The following is an 18,369-nucleotide window of genomic DNA, read 5'->3' on the forward strand; positions in this document are numbered from 1 at the left end:
TATTTCATCTTTGTGGTGAGAGGCCTGGTAACAGGGCACAAAAAAGCCCGCCTTGCGATAAGGCGGGCTGAATAAATTCTGTTCAGGCTTATTTCGTCTGAAATTCCGCTTCAGCAGCCTCAAAGCGCTGGATGGCTTCGCCTGAAGGCGCACGGCCCATCAGGCTGAATACCACGATTGCGATGCTGGCAAACAGGAAGCCAGGGATGATTTCATACAGATCCAGCCAACCATACTGTTTCCATACCAGCACGGTGACAGCGCCAGTGACCATACCCGCCAGCGCACCATTGCGGTTCATCCGTTTCCAGCACACACCAAACAGCACGACCGGACCAAAGGCCGCCCCGAACCCTGCCCAGGCGTAGCTTACCAGGCCAAGCACGCGGTTGTCCGGGTTCGCCGCCAGTGCGATAGCGATCAATGCAATCAGCAGCACCATCAAGCGTCCCACCCATACCAACTCTTTCTGACTGGCATTTTTGCGTAGGAAACCTTTATAAAGATCTTCGGTCAGGGCGCTGGAGCATACCAACAGCTGGCAGCTCAGCGTTGACATCACCGCCGCTAAAATCGCTGACAGCAAAATACCGGCAATCCAGGGGTTAAACAGAATACGCGCCAGTTCAATGAAAATACGTTCGCCATTCTCTCTTACACCTCCCGCTTGCGCAGGATTGTTCTGGAAATAAGCGATGCCGAAGAAACCAACCGCAACCGCGCCCCCCAGGCACAGGATCATCCATGCCATACCGATGCGACGCGCGGTACGGATTGAGCGATGTGAATCTGCTGCCATGAAGCGCGCCAGAATATGTGGCTGCCCAAAATAGCCTAAACCCCAACCCAGCAGTGAAATAACGGCAACAAAATTCAGCCCTTTCAGCATATCGAGATTCTCTGTGCTTCTGGCCTGAATCACCGCCAGTGAGTCAGAGAAGCCACCAACAGAGATAATCACGATTAACGGCGTCAGAATCAGAGCAAAGAACATCAGGCTGGCCTGCACGGTGTCGGTCCAGCTCACCGCAAGGAAACCGCCCACCAGCGTATAGAGGATCGTCGCGGCCGCACCGGCCCACAGTGCGGTTTCATAATTCATACCGAAGGTACTTTCAAACAGTCGCGCGCCGGCAACAATGCCCGATGCGCAATAAATCGTGAAGAACACCAGGATAACAATCGCAGAGATGACGCGCAGAATTTTGCTGTGATCTTCAAAACGACTGGAGAAAAAGTCCGGTAGGGTCAGCGCATTGTTGTGGTGTTCCGTTTGCACGCGCAGGCGACCTGCAACAATCTTCCAGTTTAGCCATGCCCCAATGGTCAGTCCAATAGCGATCCAGCTTTCAGAGATACCCGAAATGAAAATAGCGCCCGGTAAGCCCATTAACAGCCAGCCGCTCATGTCCGAGGCACCGGCTGACAACGCCGTGACTACGCTGCCAAGACTACGACCACCAAGGATATAATCATCAAAATTTTTGGTTGAACGGTAAGCAATAAAGCCTATCAGCACCATGCCAAGAATATAAATTACAAAGGTCACCAACAGGGGTGTACTTAGACTCATCTGTCTCTCCAGTTATTTTAATTTCCCCAGAGAAGCCGTTTTAACTGTTGTTGCCGGAACGGGGCAGCAAAGCAGCGTCTTCTCGTCAGGGGGATAGCCATTTCCCCGAAGCGCGGTATCCTGCCGGAAAGGTGTAGCGCGCACAATGGATTTAACACAGCCGTTACTATGATTTCACTAACCGTTTGCGAGAAAGTCCTCAGAGGTTGCACCCGCTCACATATTTTGAGTTGCACCCAACATTATTCTCTGCGCCCTGGGCAGTAGCGGGCCTGTAACATTGGCGAGATCTTTGCAGCAAAATGCATGCCGTAACGCAAAATTTAACGTTCGGGCACATCAGAATCCTGTTAACTGCCTCACAGATAACACGGTTGCACAAAGTTGCAACATAAGTGATAGTGCAGGCGATGCTATACCAGACCACTTTTAAGGAGCGCTGAAGTCATGGGTACAACCACCATGGGTGTAAAACTGGATGATGCCACTCGCGAGCGCATTAAGCTGGCGGCACAACGTATTGATCGCACGCCACACTGGCTAATCAAGCAGGCCATTTTTAATTATCTCGGCCAGCTTGAAGCGGGCAATTCGCCGACAGAAATTCCGCTGTCGACTCTGTCAGCCCCAGAAAGTGAAGACGCTGCGCCAGACGAGGCGCATCAGCCATTCCTTGACTTTGCAGAGCAGATTTTGCCGCAGTCGGTGACGCGTTCCAGCGTGACCGCTGCCTGGCGACGTCCAGAGACTGACGCGGTGCCGATGCTATTAGAACAAGCCCGTCTTCCTGCCGCGCTGGCTGAAAAAACGTACCAGCTGGCCAGTCAGCTTGCAGAAAAGCTTCGGCACCAAAAAGGTGCAACCGGACGTGCCGGAATGGTGCAGAGTCTGTTGCAGGAGTTCTCCTTATCGTCGCAGGAAGGTGTCGCATTAATGTGCCTGGCAGAAGCGTTACTGCGTATTCCTGACAAGCCAACCCGCGATGCGTTAATTCGCGACAAAATCAGCAATGGCAACTGGCAGTCGCATCTGGGTCGCAGCCCTTCCCTTTTCGTCAACGCAGCCACCTGGGGTTTACTGTTTACCGGCCGTCTGGTGTCTACCCATAACGAAGCCAATCTGTCGCGTTCACTCAACCGCATCATCGGTAAGAGCGGCGAACCGCTGATCCGTAAAGGTGTCGATATGGCCATGCGCTTAATGGGCGAACAGTTTGTTACCGGCGAAACTATCGCCGAAGCCCTGGCTAATGCACGCAAAATGGAAGAGAAAGGGTTCCGCTACTCCTACGATATGCTGGGTGAAGCTGCGCTAACGGCCAGTGATGCTAAAGCTTATCTGGTTTCCTATCAGCAGGCGATTCATGCCATTGGTAAAGCGTCGAACGGTCGCGGCATTTATGAAGGACCGGGTATCTCAATCAAGCTTTCTGCACTGCATCCTCGCTACAGCCGTGCGCAATATGAACGCGTAATGGAAGAGCTGTACCCCATTCTTAAATCTCTGACGTTACTGGCGCGTTCTTATGACGTCGGTATCAATATTGATGCAGAGGAAGCCGATCGTCTGGAAATCTCCCTCGATCTGCTGGAAAAACTGTGTTTCGAGCCGGAGCTGGAAGGCTGGAACGGTATCGGCTTTGTCATTCAGGCTTATATGAAGCGTTGCCCGTTCGTTATCGACGAACTGATCGATCTGGCGCAACGCAGCCGCCGTCGTCTGATGATTCGCCTGGTGAAAGGCGCTTACTGGGACAGCGAAATCAAGCGCGCCCAGATGGAAGGCCTGGAAGGCTACCCGGTTTACACGCGTAAGGTCTATACCGACATCTCGTACCTGGCGTGCGCCCGCAAACTTTTGTCGGTGCCGAACCTGCTCTATCCACAATTTGCGACGCATAATGCACATACGCTGGCGGCCATTTATCAGCTGGCAGGGAATAACTATTACCCCGGCCAGTATGAATTCCAGTGCCTGCATGGCATGGGCGAACCGCTGTACGAGCAGGTCGTAGGCAAAGTGGCGGAGGGGAAACTCAACCGCCCCTGCCGCATTTATGCGCCGGTGGGAACCCATGAAACGTTACTGGCGTATCTGGTGCGTCGTCTGCTGGAAAACGGGGCGAATACCTCTTTTGTTAATCGCATTGCGGATACATCGCTGCCGATTGATGAACTGGTTGCCGATCCGGTAAGCGCTGTCGAAAAAATGGGGGCGCGTGAAGGCGCAATGGGTCTGCCGCATCCGAAAATTCCGTTACCGCGCGATCTGTACGGGGCGAAGCGTGTGAACTCCGCAGGTCTGGACATGGCCAACGAACATCGTCTGGCTTCTTTATCCAGCGCCCTGCTGAGCAGCGCAGCGCATCCTTGTCTGGCGCAACCGATGATTGATGGCGAACTGATGGCCGGTGACAGCCGCGCTGTGGTGAATCCCGCTGTACCAGGCGATATTGTCGGTCAGGTACGTGAGGCCAGCGAGCAGGAAGTTTCGCTGGCGCTGGCGGCTTCCGTTAACGCTGGCCCGATCTGGTTTGCTACTCCCCCCGGGGAGCGCGCCGCAATTCTGGAACGCGCCGCACAAATCATGGAAAGCCAGATGCAGCAGCTCATTGGCATTCTGGTCCGTGAAGCGGGCAAAACTTACAACAACGCCATCGCAGAAGTGCGCGAAGTGATAGATTTCCTTTACTACTATGCCGGCATGGTGCGGGATGATTTCGATAATGAAAGCCATCGCCCGTTAGGCCCGGTGGTATGCATCAGCCCATGGAACTTCCCGCTGGCGATTTTTACCGGTCAAATTGCCGCCGCTCTGGCAGCAGGCAACAGCGTACTGGCAAAACCAGCGGAGCAGACTCCGTTGATTGCCGCCCAGGCGGTGCAAATCCTGTTGGATGCAGGCGTACCTGCTGGCGTATTGCAGCTGCTGCCTGGGCAGGGTGAAACCGTTGGCGCACAGCTGACCGGCGACGAGCGCGTGCGCGGTGTGATGTTTACCGGGTCAACGGCTGTCGCCACGCTGTTGCAGCGTAATCTTGCGGGACGCCTCGATCCGCAAGGCCGACCGACTCCGCTTATTGCAGAAACCGGCGGTATCAATGCCATGATTGTTGATTCTTCTGCGCTGACAGAGCAGGTCGTCATTGACATCATGGCCTCGGCATTTGACAGCGCCGGTCAGCGTTGTTCTGCCCTGCGTTTGCTGTGTATCCAGGCGGATGTGGCCGATCACACCATCAAAATGTTGCGTGGCGCGATGGCTGAGTGTCGTATGGGTAATCCTGAACGCTTCTCAACCGATATTGGTCCGGTGATTGATGCCGAAGCCAAAGCCAATATTGAGCGTCATATTCAGGAGATGCGCAATAAAGGCTTCAGTGTTTACCAGGCGGTGCAGGACAATCCGCAGGACAGCAAAGAGTGGGCAACCGGCACCTTTATTAAGCCAGCGCTGATTGAGCTGGATCAGGTGAGCGATCTGGACCAGGAAGTATTTGGTCCGGTTCTGCACGTGGTGCGCTTCACCCGTAACACCCTGCCGCAGCTCATTGAGCAGATTAACGCTTCCGGTTATGGCTTGACGCTGGGTGTTCATACTCGCATTGATGAAACCATCGCTCAGGTTACGGCCAATGCTAAAGTCGGTAACTTGTATGTAAACCGAAATATGGTCGGTGCTGTAGTGGGTGTGCAGCCGTTTGGTGGCGAAGGCTTGTCAGGAACCGGTCCGAAAGCCGGTGGCCCGCTTTATCTCTATCGCCTGCTGTCTCACCGCCCGGATGGCGCGCTGCGCCTGACTTTTGATCGTCAGGATGCTGAACGTCCGGCAGACAATACGCTGCGCCAGACACTGCTGGCTCCTCATCAGGCATTAACCGACTGGGCGAAAGACAAACCGGCCCTGGCGGCGCTTTGTTCGCAGTATGCCGATCAGGCACAGGCCGGAACCGTGCGGTTGTTGCCTGGCCCAACAGGTGAGCGCAATACTTTCTCGCTGTTACCACGCGAGCAGGTACTGTGTCTGGCAGATAATGCTGAGGATGCCTTAATCCAGCTTGCTGGCGTGACCAGTGTGGGTAGTAAGGCGCTGTGGCAGGATGACGAGCTGCACCGCGCCTTGCTGGCAAGCCTGCCGCCGAGAGTGAAAGCACGCGTTAGTCTGGCAAAAGATCCTCTGGCAGAAGAGTTTGATGCGGTGATTCACCACGGCGATGCCGACCAGCTACGCACCCTATGCGAGCAGATCGCAGCACGTAACGGCGCGATTGTTTCAGTGCAGGGCTTTACCCGCGGCGAAACCAACCTGCTGCTGGAACGTTTACTGATTGAGCGCTCGTTGAGTGTGAATACTGCGGCGGCTGGAGGGAATGCGAGTCTGATGACCATTGGATAAAGGCGAGGACAGGCTGCGAGCCGTCGGACGTTTTGCAGGCAACACAAGGAAGGTGAGTTAAGGGGGCTACGGCCCCCTTAATCTGTCTGTCGGCGAAAACGCCTTCATGCGTGACGGACAGAACTTTCGCGAAATGAGCAGTCATCACCTGGTGAATCTTCCTGCCAGCGACAAAGTACTCTCCTAATCCAGCGTTGAGCCGGCATCTGACTCCGCTATACCGTCGGACTACGACGCCGCTTTATCCCTATTAACGTTGGGAACACAAACAGCGATTTCCCCAATCCGCGATTGGTTAACGACCATACAGCCACTGAGCACAGGGAACAGAGACCCACGATGAACAATGGATAGAAACATGCCCAGATAACCGAGAACCACGCCTGTTCGAACAGATGATGTCTTTGTGCAAACAGAATTGCAGACATGCCGAAAAACTCAATAAAAATTCGATGGATAACATAAATTTGTAATGTGTTGCGCCCAATCCAGTTCATGTACGACATGTTGAAATGCTGATTAAGAACCTATCCCAAAAGGATTTTATTCCAGACAATGATGCTGCAAGCAAAATGCAGCATCGCCTCGTAGTTTTCGACTTTCTTCTCCCATCGCGTCAGTATGCGGCGAAAGCGATTCATCCAGCTATGCGTTCTTTCCACAACCCAACGATGAGCCCTGAACTCGCTGTTTTTAATTGCCTCAGACTCCTCTTTCCCCGACTGGATATGAGGTTCATAACGACGAGCTTTCAAACAAATTTCCACCCATTCAGCCTCATAGCCTTTGTCCATACACAGATGCAGCCTGCGACCCGGCCTGCCGGTCTGTAGCGCGTCCAGCGTATCTTCAACCAGTTTTATGTCGTGGGTATTTGCCCCTGCGACAGCCAGCGAGAGCGGAAGCCCGTTCCCGTCGGTCATCAGGCTCCGCTTTACTCCCTGCTTCCCCCTGTCAGTCGGGTTGCGACCTGTTTTTTTGAGCCTGCAAGGGGCGATTTTGTCATGCAGCCATCCATCGACAACCATGACCAGTCAATGGCATCCCGCTTCTCGCAGGCAAGCAGCCCGTTTTGCCAGAAGCGTTCAAATACTCCAGCATCCCGCCATTCCTGAAAGCGGCGGTGGGCTGAGCTGGATGAGCAAATATCCGTGGCATTCAGGGCATTCCATTGGCAACCGGTTCTGAGCACAAAGAAAATGGCGTTCATTGCGGCACGATTATCAACACGTCTACGATGCGTGCCCAGCGGATGGTGGGTTTTATGTTCCGGGAGAAGTGGAGCCATTTTCTCCCAGAGTTCATCGCTGATCTGCCACTTGTTGCCCGCCATACTTCGCCCTCAAAAATTGCCATTATTTACGATCTGACAATTCCTTTTGGGATAGGTTCTTAATCGCGGTCCGGGGCCTAGGCTATTTATTTATTCCCGTTTGCCTCATAAGGCTATTAAACCAGAAAAATATCAACACAGCCTTAACGTTAATCAGGGCCAGCTATTCGTTTTTTAAAATTAAAATAGCGGAAATTATTTTCCACCTAGCACATCATTTATATATGCGTTAAACCTTTTGACGCATCTGACAAAACTTTTCTCTTCATCAATATTATTCTGGTTTTTAAGTGGTTAGGTTTGTCTTATTTTAATGCTTGCTGAATAAAGGGAGTGAAGATTTAATTGATCTGCTTAGTGTTTAAATTTAGGTGGAAAGGGTGGCGTGAGGCTTGTTCGTAAAGAAAAATATCATGATGTAAATAACTGTTTATTCCAGGGCCACCTAAATACTTTTAAGATTTTTGCTACATTCACGCCATTATCAATGGCGAATAATCGTTGAATAAACAGAAAAGCCAAAATCATTTTCTCCCGTCCCTCTTAATTCTGACCTACACAGCAGGAGTAAAAGAATGAACAACACCAAGAACCTATCCCAAAAGGAATTGTCAGATCGTAAATATTGGCAATTTTTGAGGGCGAAGTATGGCGGGCAACAAGTGGCAGATCAGCGATGAACTCTGGGAGAAAATGGCTCCACTTCTCCCGGAACATAAAACCCACCATCCGCTGGGCACGCATCGTAGACGTGTTGATAATCGTGCCGCAATGAACGCCATTTTCTTTGTGCTCAGAACCGGTTGCCAATGGAATGCCCTGAATGCCACGGATATTTGCTCATCCAGCTCAGCCCACCGCCGCTTTCAGGAATGGCGGGATGCTGGAGTATTTGAACGCTTCTGGCAAAACGGGCTGCTTGCCTGCGAGAAGCGGGATGCCATTGACTGGTCATGGTTGTCGATGGATGGCTGCATGACAAAATCGCCCCTTGCAGGCTCAAAAAAACAGGTCGCAACCCGACTGACAGGGGGAAGCAGGGAGTAAAGCGGAGCCTGATGACCGACGGGAACGGGCTTCCGCTCTCGCTGGCTGTCGCAGGGGCAAATACCCACGACATAAAACTGGTTGAAGATACGCTGGACGCGCTACAGACCGGCAGGCCGGGTCGCAGGCTGCATCTGTGTATGGACAAAGGCTATGAGGCTGAATGGGTGGAAATTTGTTTGAAAGCTCGTCGTTATGAACCTCATATCCAGTCGGGGAAAGAGGAGTCTGAGGCAATTAAAAACAGCGAGTTCAGGGCTCATCGTTGGGTTGTGGAAAGAACGCATAGCTGGATGAATCGCTTTCGCCGCATACTGACGCGATGGGAGAAGAAAGTCGAAAACTACGAGGCGATGCTGCATTTTGCTTGCAGCATCATTGTCTGGAATAAAATCCTTTTGGGATAGGTTCCAAGTCAGATGAAATATTGTGGGTGAATACCCTTAAAGGCACCTGTATATTGCTGGTGGTCCTGTATCATACCGTCCTGCCGGGGTTTGAAGGGACGTTGAAATATCTCTCTGCTGGGTGGATCCCTGCCGAAATATGGGTGCAGTTTAATACCGTTCTTTCACCTTTAAGAATGCCAGCCTTTTTCTTTGTATCGGGACTATTAGCAACTAACGGCATTATAAACCGGCCATGGAAGCAAATCTTTACCAGCCGCATTACAAATCTGTTTTATCTCTATATTTTATGGGGGTTTATTCAGTGGTGGTCGATCGTGGGCATTTCCACCGAAATTACTGGGCAGCGTATTTCACAAAACTTAAATGCTGCTTATGCTGGATCTTTATTTGAATTTTTAAAATTAACTTTTATGGCGATGAGTACGTCCTGGTACTTGTACGGGCTGGCGATTTACTTCTTATGCGCGAAGATTTTTCGACAATATAAAATGGCGCTGATTATCGCAGCCGTAATACTTAATTACCTTGCTGTCGAGAAGATTATTCCGTATTGGGGGCCACAAAGCGTTGCACAATATTTCCTGTTCTTTCTGCTGGGCACGTTTTGCAGTACGGCGATGTTGCGACTCAGCGAATGGCGTCGTGAGAATATTATTCCCTGGGCAATACTGGCTGCACTGGCCGGTATTCATGTCATTTTTGGCCTCGATAAAAGCTTATTTATGTGCATTATTGCGGTGCTGTTTAGCGTTGCCGCCTGCCGCTGGCTTAGAACCTATCCCAAAAGGAATTGTCAGATCGTAAATAATGGCAATTTTTGAGGGCGAAGTATGGCGGGCAACAAGTGGCAGATCAGCGATGAACTCTGGGAGAAAATGGCTCCACTTCTCCCGGAACATAAAACCCACCATCCGCTGGGGACGCATCGTAGACGTGTTGATAATCGTGCCGCAATGAACGCCATTTTCTTTGTGCTCAGAACCGGTTGCCAATGGAATGCCCTGAATGCCACGGATATTTGCTCATCCAGCTCAGCCCACCGCCGCTTTCAGGAATGGCGGGATGCTGGAGTATTTGAACGCTTCTGGCAAAACGGGCTGCTTGCCTGCGAGAAGCGGGATGCCATTGACTGGTCATGGTTGTCGATGGATGGCTGCATGACAAAATCGCCCCTTGCAGGCTCAAAAAAACAGGTCGCAACCCGACTGACAGGGGGAAGCAGGGAGTAAAGCGGAGCCTGATGACCGACGGGAACGGGCTTCCGCTCTCGCTGGCTGTCGCAGGGGCAAATACCCACGACATAAAACTGGTTGAAGATACGCTGGACGCGCTACAGACCGGCAGGCCGGGTCGCAGGCTGCATCTGTGTATGGACAAAGGCTATGAGGCTGAATGGGTGGAAATTTGTTTGAAAGCTCGTCGTTATGAACCTCATATCCAGTCGGGGAAAGAGGAGTCTGAGGCAATTAAAAACAGCGAGTTCAGGGCTCATCGTTGGGTTGTGGAAAGAACGCATAGCTGGATGAATCGCTTTCGCCGCATACTGACGCGATGGGAGAAGAAAGTCGAAAACTACGAGGCGATGCTGCATTTTGCTTGCAGCATCATTGTCTGGAATAAAATCCTTTTGGGATAGGTTCTAAGTATGGTTTACATCGCTAACGGCACCAGCCTATAAAACGTCACGCTACAGTTCGACATAACGCGCTTTATGCGTCTGATGTAGCTGTAACGCGCTTACGGTGGCAGTAAATATGAAGGGATTTGGCAAAGCTAATTCGCCTTCCTGCTGGAAGGCGTAACGTTTATTGAGCGAGGAATTTTTCCAGAAACTGTTGGGTACGTGCCTGCTGTGGCTGGCTAAATAATTCTTTAGCTGCGCCCTGTTCAACAATCCGGCCTTGATCCATAAAGATAGCGCGATCGGCCACATCACGGGCAAAGCTCATCTCATGTGTGACAATCACCATGGTTCGCTTCTCTTCTGCCAGGGCGCGAATAGTATTCAAAACTTCGCCGACCAGCTCAGGATCGAGCGCCGACGTCGGTTCATCAAACAGAATAACTTCCGGCCGCATCGCCAGGGCACACGCAATCGCGACACGCTGCTGTTGTCCCCCTGAAAGGCGGCGTGGGAAACTCTCTTCCCTGCCCTGTAATCCGACTTTCTCTAACAACGAACGTGCTCGTGCTATCGCTTCGGCTTTCGGTTCACCTTTGACGATCACCGGCCCTTCAATGATGTTTTCCAGCACCGAACGGTGCGGAAACAGATTGAAATTCTGGAACACAAAACCAACCTGCTGACGTAGTCGCCGCACCTCCTCTTTCTGCCTGGTCTGTGCCAGCGTAGCTTCAATAGTAATATCACCGACGGTGATACGCCCACTATCCGGCACTTCCAGCAAATTAATGCTGCGCAGCAGAGTGGTCTTGCCGGAACCACTTGGTCCGATAATCGCGACCACTTCTCCCGGCGCAACGTCAAGATCGATGCCATGTAACACCGTTTGGCCGTTGAAGCTTTTGACCAGTTTACTGACCTCAATGGCACTCATTTCGACTCCCGATCCTGACGGTTAACGTGATTTTCCAGACGGTTTTGCAGCGCTGATAACAGCGTCGCCATTACCCAATATATCAACGATGCCGCCAGATACATGGTGAACACTTCAAGGGTACGCGAGGTAATTAACTGCGCCTGACGGAACAGCTCCGGCACCTGGATAGTGGCTGCCAGCGAGGTATCTTTCACCAGACTGATGAAACTATTCCCTAATGGCGGCAATGCGGTGCGTGCGGCCTGCGGCAGAATAACGCGACGCAGCGTTTGCCAGCGCGTCATACCAATACTGGCTGCCGCTTCCCATTGACCACGTTCGATAGCCGCAATCGCTCCACGCAGCGATTCTGAAGCGTAGGCTGCCGTATTTAGCGACAAACCAATCATTGCCGACGGGATCGGATCCAGCTCAATGCCAAACTGGGGCAGACCGTAGTAAATCATAAACAGTTGTGCGATCAGCGGTGTACCCCGAAAAATCGACACATAGAAGCGCGCCAGCCAGTTGACCGGCCAGAAGTGAGACAGGCGCATCAACGCTAAAATGAAACCCAGCACCAGACCAAAGAACATCCCGCCGATACTGAGCTGTAGCGTGAACAGCGCGCCCTTTAATAAAAATGGTGCTGAATCCAGCACCAGTTGGAAGCTTTCCAGCATTATTTAGTCACATCCGCACCGAACCATTTTTCGGATAGCTTGCTCAGCGATCCGTCTTTCTGAATTTCAGCAATCGCCTGATTAATCGCGTTCAGCAAATCCTCATTGCCTTTACGCAAGGCAACGCCGGCTTCAAGACGGGAAAACGCGTTCCCCGCTACGGCCATGGTATTCCCGGTTTTTTTCACCAGATCCAGTGCGGCCAGGCGATCCACTAAGATTGCATCCAGGCGCCCTGAACGCAGATCCTGATATTTTGTGGGATCATCATCATAAGTGCGGATGTCTACGCCTTTTACGTTATTACGCAGCCATTGCTCGTAATTTGATCCCAAACCGACACCCACTTTCTTACCGGCCAAATCTTCTGGCCGGGTGATGGTGCCCGCTTTAGTTTTCATGGTCAGCGCCTGAACGCCGGAAATGGTGTAAGGCGTGGAGAAATCGTATTTCTTCTTCCGCTCATCAGAGATGGTCACCTGATTGATCACGACGTCGATACGTCTGGAATCAAGAGAAGCCAGCATACCGTCCCATTTGGTTGGTTTCAGGCTGGCTTTTACGCCAAGGTGCTGCGCCAGCTGCTGTGCGAACTCCACTTCAAAGCCTGTCAGTTTTCCCCTTTCGTCCTGGAAACTGAACGGCGGATAAGTCCCTTCCAGGCCGACCAGCAGCGTGCCGCGATCTTTTATTTTATTCAGCAAGTTTTCTGCAGCAAAGGTTTTGACGTTAAAACCGGCGATCAACGCCATTGCCATAACGCCCATCGCCAGCTGGCGACCTATACGAGAGAAAGTCATATTCACCCCAATTTTTACTCTGTTTTGCGACAGCAACAGACTGTCAGCCCCAATGTGATAACTGATAGATTATAAACTGATTTTTGGCACCGCATCAGAATGAAGGGTGATAAGCAAATAACGCCGGGGCGCCACCCGTATGTATAAACAACAGCGGACCTTCACGACGGAAACGGTTTTGACTGACACCATCCAGTAACCCCGCCATCGCTTTTCCGGTATATACCGGATCGAGCAGGATGCCTTCCAGACGTGCCAGCAGCTTCACCGCTTCCATCCCTTCTTCATTCGGCTCACCGTAGTGCGGCGCGAAATAATCATCCCAAAGGGTAACCGGCGCGTTGACAGCTATTTCCAGCTTTGCCGCCAGCGACTGACGGATATGTTCTACCAGCGGTAGCTGCGCTGCTACTTTGCGGGAAACCGTGACGCCGACCAGTTCGGTTTCTGGCAGCAGATGCTCCAGCCCCAGGGCCAGCCCGGCATGGGTGCCAGCACTGCCTGAAGCGACGACCACTGCGGCGAAATCCACTACGCCTTCGCTTTGATGAACAATTTCCTGCGCACACTCCACATAGCCTAGCGCCCCGAGTGCATTAGAGCCGCCCACGGGGATTACATAAGGACGGAAGCCTTGCAGTTCCAGCCGGGTGGCCTGTTCAGCGAGTTGTTCATTGGGATTGTGCAGCGCATCCACCATGATGATTTCAGCGTCCATCAGATCGAGCAATAAGCGATTACCGTTACTGAGGTAATTCTCTGCAGTCGTGCCAATGGGATTTTCCAGCAGCGCAACGCATTTCAGGCCCAGTTTGGCTGCCACGGCGGCGGTCTGCCGAACATGATTAGACTGGATTGCGCCAGCGGTAAGCAGTACGTCTGCGCCTTCACGCAAGGCGTCGGCGGCAAGAAACTCAAGTTTACGCAGCTTATTGCCGCCCATGGCAACTGGCGTGACATCGTCACGTTTTATGAATATATCGCGACCAAGATAGTCAGAAAGACGCGGCAGATGTTCAAGCGGTGTCGGCGCGCCCAGCAACTCCAGACGCGGAAATTGATTGATCAGATGTAAAGACAAAACTGCCTCCAGGGCATGTGCTAAATATCTTTACAGTGTTGCAGAAGATGAAGAAAGGATCATCCGTAAATCTGCGAAGCGCTGCTCGTGGGCAGTTTTACGTTGCCCACGAGATAGCCGTTTTTATGCGATTCCACCTCAGTTCTGTTGCCAGCCCAAAAATTGATCGTACTTACGCAATGCAATGCGGTAATTATTATTACCCGCATCGGGCAAATCACTTTCCAGACATTCATGCCAGCTATTGCCTTGCAATCGGTCCGCAGGAAAATTTTTGGCCTTTAGCATATCGTTCAGTCGACGCAGCCGCACCACGTATTCACGGATCGTGCTGGGACTCATTTCGGTCTGCTCAAACAGGTACTGCTTAAACGCCATAATGTCGAAATAATTAGGATGGGTATTGCAAAAAATGTCGCTGCAAAAACGACATAGCGCGGTCAGTTCGGACTGAAGCTTCAGCCACAATTGTTCATCAATCATTTGGTCCATGCGAGCGATGGCCTCTTTATTGATGATCTGGCCGCGAAAAACAAGCGCCATACGATCTAACACCTTGCCACAATGTGAACAATTACTCTGGCTGTGTTTATAGTCTTTAAGATAGCGACTTAACGGTCTGGCTTTGGATTTGGCTCCCATTGCTGAGTCCCCGGTGTCTTATATTTTTGGATCGCCAGGAACTGAGACTGCTAGCGCGCTCCCGTAAGCCGGGCACGCAGGCGTTTGATCGCCTGACTATGCAGTTGACTGACGCGGGATTCCCCCACTTCAAGCACCGCACCAATCTCTTTCAGGTTCAGTTCTTCCTGGTAGTACAGTGTCAGCACCATCTTTTCACGATCGGGTAACGCTTCGATCGCTTCAATGACGCGCTCACGTAGACTCCCTTCCAGCAACTGATGAAGCGGATTAGCCTCTTCATGGCCTTCCGTCACCAGCTCCGCACTCTCGCCGTGTTCTTCCCGATACTCGTCGTAGGAGAAGAGCTGGCTGTTGTTAGTATCCAGCAGGATCTGCCGGTACTCCTCCAGCGAAACGTTCAACTGTTGAGCCACTTCCTGCTCGGTAGCAGCACGCCCCAACGTCTGTTCTACCTGATGCATGGCCCCGGCTACCTCGCGTGCATGACGGCGAACGCTACGTGGCGCCCAGTCCCGGCTGCGAAGCTCATCCAGCATTGCGCCACGAATACGCTGCACGGCATAAGTCGTAAAGGCTGTGCCCTGAAGCGCATCGTAGCGTTCCACAGCATTTAACAGCCCAATACCACCTGCCTGCAGCAGATCGTCAAGTTCAACGCTGGCGGGCAGACGCACCTGCAAACGCAGCGCTTCGTGTCGCACCAGAGGAACGTAGCGCTGCCAGAGCGAATGCTTATCCATCACGCCATCAGCGGTATAGAAATCGTTCACGTTGACTACCCTGCGTTAATGAAGTTATCGGCATGATTATCCAATTCTGTAGGACTTTCGATTGGGGGAATAGGCGGGGTAAATCGAGGTTATTTCAATTTTGTTATTTCCAGGAGCGGCGGCCGCTCCTGGATGGGTTGATTAGCGCAGCGCTAGCAGCCTCTGCCACGTACCGGGCGGCACCGCGTCCCACAGCGCACAAACTTGCCCTGCCAGCGCCTGATAAAACGGGATAAGACTTTCCTGAGCCTCTACGCCGGGATGGAAATAAATTCGCCCTGATTCACCATCAATATTAATCAATCGATTGATAAACAAACGTTGTAGATCGCTACGTAAAAAAAGCCCGTTATCAACGCTGTTATCGGCCAAAAAACCTTCTTCATTTTCACGGGTATCGATATAGCAGGCTTCCACCCACGGCCAGTTATAACGATCGGCGAGGCGCGTACCCGTTATTACACAAGCGCCATAACGGGCTTTTACCGCTGCGGTGAAGTCTGCCTGGCTGGCGCGTTGCAGCACTTTCGCTTTGACGCGCCGTCCCACTTCGGTTCCAGGTATGACTGCGGCGGGGACTTTATCCTGCGGCGTGCTGAGCACCACGATAAACTGAATGCGACGCGACTGTGGAAAACACGGGTTAGAGTGCGCATCGAATAGCTGCCAGTAGGTTTCCTCTTCATCCTGTCGCATTAAAACCAGCTTATAGCCGCGGCTGGTTAACAGATTTTGTGCAACGCCCGAGTGTGGATCGATCATCGCGTAAACCCGGCTTTCCCCCATCACCCGCCACAGATTCTCTTTTTTCTCTTTTTCGCCCCGGCGGAAATAGAGGAAAGACAATTGCTGCCTGAGATAATGCTCAAAACGACGCAGGTAGTTTTTACGATCGTTATCGTTAGAGATAAACAGCAGATCTTCCAGCGGGCTGTTGCTTTCCTCATGGGCAAATACCGCACGGATTTTCAGCGTGCGATAGCTGGTGCTTGGGCTGAGCAAGGCGCGTGCCGTTAACTCTTTCTCTTCAGGGTATTGCTGGGCATAACGCAGGGCGATCTCCTCAAAGGACAGCAGCTCACCCGGTAACAAGTCATAATTGAAGCGCATAGACACTCCAGAAGTCGGCAAAAAGAATCAAACTGGTCTCGTTCTGAAGCAAGTTATCGGCAGAGGGGGCGGGATCTGTAACAGAGAGGTTACGTTTTAGGCGGGTCTGCCTGATGCACGGTTAGGCTCATCCCGGCAGGATTGAATGTTGTCCTGGATTGAAGCCAGGTCAGAATCAGAATTGCCCCCCTTCTGAGACTGAACAGGCCGTTCACGGATATGCTGTAGATGATACGAAAAACACATGCCTTAATTTACCGGCTTTAGCGCCGTCAGGTTTGTTAGTGTCTGCCCGTAAATAATTTTTGGGATTTTTCAGCTCCCGGCAAAATTTTTTGCTTCTGCCCGTCACGCGACGGTGTTTACCGCCCGCTCCTCAACTTCTTCAGAGAAGGTTAATGCTTTTTCTAGCGTCTGAAATACCCTTCTCTCTGGGTCCTATTCGCGTTATTACCGGTGAGCAAATAAATTTAAACTTTATCCAATAAAGGCCGATAACTCTGGTGTTCAAACTCCGTGTCGACCATATAAAAGGAAATAACATGGCAAGTATCTCTACTCTGGGTATCGGTTCAGGCCTCGACTTAAGCACCATTTTGGATAGCCTGACCACTGCTGAGAAGGCGTCCCTAACGCCTATCTCTACTCAACAGTCGGCCTATACGGCTAAATTAAGTGCTTACGGTACGCTGAAAAGCGCGTTAACCACTTTTCAGACGGCAAACACCGCGCTGAATAATGCTGACCTGTTTACCGCAACCACGGCAACCAGCAGTTCGACAGCTTTTAGTGCAACCACGTCAGGCAGCACCGTGGCGGGAAAATACACCGTCAGCATTGAAAAACTGGCACAGGCACAAACGCTGACCTCTGCGGTTCAGACCAGCAAAGACACCGCGTTGGGCAGCTCGGATACCAGCCGCACCCTAACCATTAAGCTGGAAGATGGCACCAGTAAAGACATCAGCCTGACCAGCGATCAAACCTCGCTGACCGGCATGCGCGACGCAATTAACAGCGCCGGCGCAGGCGTCAGCGCCAGTATTATCAAGGTAGCCGATGGTCAATATCGTCTGTCGCTCACCGCCAGCCAAACCGGTACGGAAAATGCGGTTTCCTCCATTACCGTAACCGGCGACAGCGCGCTGCAGGACATCGTTGGCTTCGATAAAAGCAACACGGCTACGGATGCTGACAGTAAAAATCCGATGGAGATCAGCGTTGAGGCCCAGGATGCAAAACTGACCGTAAACAACGTTGAGATAACCAGCAGCAGCAATACCATTAGCGATGCGCTGGAAGGCATTACCTTAAATCTGAAAGACGTCACCAGCGGCAACCAGACGCTGACCATCGCCAGCGATACGTCAAAAGCGAAAAACGCCATTACTACATGGGTAGACGCCTATAACACCCTGCTGGATCAGTTCAATACCCTGACTAAATACACTGCCGTTGATGTGGGCGCCGACGCTCAGGATACCAGCAACGGCGCACTGCTTGGCGACAGTACCCTGCGCACCATTCAGACCCAGTTGAAGAGCATGCTGACCAACGCACAAAGCTCATCGACTTATAAAACCCTGGCGCAAATTGGTATCACCACCGACCCCTCTACGGGCTCGCTGGAAGTCGATTCCGACAAGCTGGATACCACGCTCAGCGCTGATGCTGATGGCGTGAAAGAGATGATCGTCGGCGACGGCAAAACGACGGGAATCACCACCACTATCGCGACCAACCTGACCGGCTGGCTGTCATCGACCGGTATTATCCAGGCTGCAACGGACGGCGTGAGTAAAACGCTGAACAACCTGACCGATCAGTACAACGCTACAAGTACGCGCATCGATAACCTGGTGGCGCGTTATAAAGCACAATTCTCCCAGCTCGACGTATTAATGAGCTCGCTCAACAGCACCAGTAGTTACCTGACGCAGCAGTTCGAAACGTCAAGCAGCTCAAGCAGCTCGTAATTAAGG

General features: G+C 52.0%; 12 protein-coding genes and 3 pseudogenes. 5 read left to right on the forward strand and 10 right to left on the reverse strand.

The window, feature by feature from the left end:
• Positions 1-88 precede the first annotated feature (88 nt).
• Positions 89-1,573 (reverse strand): sodium/proline symporter PutP, encoded by a 1,485-nt coding sequence (putP, locus tag H2P46_RS12175; protein WP_193405317.1) that lies wholly within the window; start codon positions 1,571-1,573, stop codon positions 89-91.
• A gap of 447 nt (positions 1,574-2,020) precedes the next feature.
• On the opposite strand from putP, the gene putA reads away from it, so the two are divergent.
• Entirely contained in the window at positions 2,021-5,968 is a 3,948-nt protein-coding gene (gene putA / locus H2P46_RS12180) for a trifunctional transcriptional regulator/proline dehydrogenase/L-glutamate gamma-semialdehyde dehydrogenase (RefSeq protein ID WP_193405318.1), read from the forward strand.
• A 215-nt stretch (positions 5,969-6,183) separates the two neighbouring features.
• On the opposite strand, the pseudogene H2P46_RS22980 reads toward putA, so the two are convergent.
• A pseudogene (locus H2P46_RS22980) lies at positions 6,184-6,492 on the reverse strand (acyltransferase family protein); the annotation flags it as partial.
• 3 nt (positions 6,493-6,495) lie between these two features.
• Positions 6,496-7,301: pseudogene (locus tag H2P46_RS12185) on the reverse strand (IS5 family transposase).
• 648 nt (positions 7,302-7,949) lie between these two features.
• Between H2P46_RS12185 and H2P46_RS12190 the strand changes: the two are divergent.
• From H2P46_RS12190 to H2P46_RS12200, 3 genes and pseudogenes are all read left to right on the forward strand, one after another.
• A protein-coding gene (locus H2P46_RS12190; RefSeq protein WP_193403474.1) for an IS5 family transposase occupies positions 7,950-8,755 on the forward strand; the annotation gives its coding sequence in 2 pieces (ribosomal slippage) (positions 7,950-8,300 and positions 8,303-8,755; 804 coding nt in all).
• Positions 8,752-9,537, forward strand: a pseudogene (locus H2P46_RS12195) (acyltransferase family protein); the annotation flags it as partial. The gene H2P46_RS12190 and the pseudogene H2P46_RS12195, both read left to right, overlap by 4 nt.
• A gap of 51 nt (positions 9,538-9,588) precedes the next feature.
• Positions 9,589-10,394, forward strand: a protein-coding gene (locus H2P46_RS12200) for an IS5 family transposase (RefSeq protein ID WP_193403474.1) whose coding sequence is annotated in 2 segments (ribosomal slippage) — positions 9,589-9,939 and positions 9,942-10,394 — 804 coding nt in all. Because the reading frame shifts where the segments join, the coding sequence is not laid out codon by codon here.
• 169 nt (positions 10,395-10,563) lie between these two features.
• On the opposite strand, the gene tcyN is transcribed toward H2P46_RS12200, so the two are convergent.
• The 7 genes from tcyN to H2P46_RS12235 all read right to left on the reverse strand — a co-directional run bounded on the left by tcyN (position 10,564) and on the right by H2P46_RS12235 (position 16,387).
• Positions 10,564-11,316, reverse strand: a complete 753-nt coding sequence (gene tcyN / locus H2P46_RS12205; protein ID WP_193405319.1) for an L-cystine ABC transporter ATP-binding protein TcyN — start codon at positions 11,314-11,316, stop codon at positions 10,564-10,566.
• The gene (gene tcyL / locus H2P46_RS12210) at positions 11,313-11,981 is read right to left on the reverse strand and encodes a cystine ABC transporter permease (protein WP_193405320.1); all 669 of its coding nucleotides are present in this window, start codon (positions 11,979-11,981) and stop codon (positions 11,313-11,315) included. Before tcyL ends, tcyN begins: the two co-directional genes overlap by 4 nt.
• Positions 11,981-12,781 carry a cystine ABC transporter substrate-binding protein gene (tcyJ, locus tag H2P46_RS12215; RefSeq protein ID WP_193405321.1) on the reverse strand — a complete coding sequence of 267 codons (801 nt, stop codon included), beginning with the start codon at positions 12,779-12,781 and terminating at the stop codon, positions 11,981-11,983. Before tcyJ ends, tcyL begins: the two co-directional genes overlap by 1 nt.
• A gap of 94 nt (positions 12,782-12,875) precedes the next feature.
• Positions 12,876-13,862, reverse strand: a complete 987-nt coding sequence (locus H2P46_RS12220) for a D-cysteine desulfhydrase (RefSeq protein ID WP_193405322.1) — start codon at positions 13,860-13,862, stop codon at positions 12,876-12,878.
• Between the two features lie 138 nt (positions 13,863-14,000).
• The gene (fliZ, locus tag H2P46_RS12225; protein ID WP_193405323.1) at positions 14,001-14,504 is read right to left on the reverse strand and encodes a flagella biosynthesis regulatory protein FliZ; all 504 of its coding nucleotides are present in this window, start codon (positions 14,502-14,504) and stop codon (positions 14,001-14,003) included.
• Between the two features lie 50 nt (positions 14,505-14,554).
• Positions 14,555-15,277: an RNA polymerase sigma factor FliA gene (locus H2P46_RS12230; RefSeq protein WP_193405324.1), complete on the reverse strand. Its 723-nt coding sequence runs from the start codon at positions 15,275-15,277 to the stop codon at positions 14,555-14,557.
• Between the two features lie 141 nt (positions 15,278-15,418).
• A complete protein-coding gene (locus H2P46_RS12235) occupies positions 15,419-16,387 on the reverse strand; it encodes an HNH endonuclease signature motif containing protein (protein WP_193405325.1) in 969 nt (322 codons plus the stop codon).
• Positions 16,388-16,929: 542 nt separating this feature from the next.
• Between H2P46_RS12235 and fliD the strand changes: the two genes are divergently transcribed.
• Complete coding sequence (fliD, locus tag H2P46_RS12240; RefSeq protein WP_193405326.1) at positions 16,930-18,363, forward strand: flagellar filament capping protein FliD; 1,434 nt, start codon at positions 16,930-16,932, stop codon at positions 18,361-18,363.
• Positions 18,364-18,369 lie beyond the last annotated feature (6 nt).

The sequence above is a fragment of the Mixta mediterraneensis genome (assembly GCF_014946725.1).
Taxonomy (GTDB): Bacteria; Pseudomonadota; Gammaproteobacteria; order Enterobacterales; family Enterobacteriaceae; genus Pantoea; species Pantoea mediterraneensis.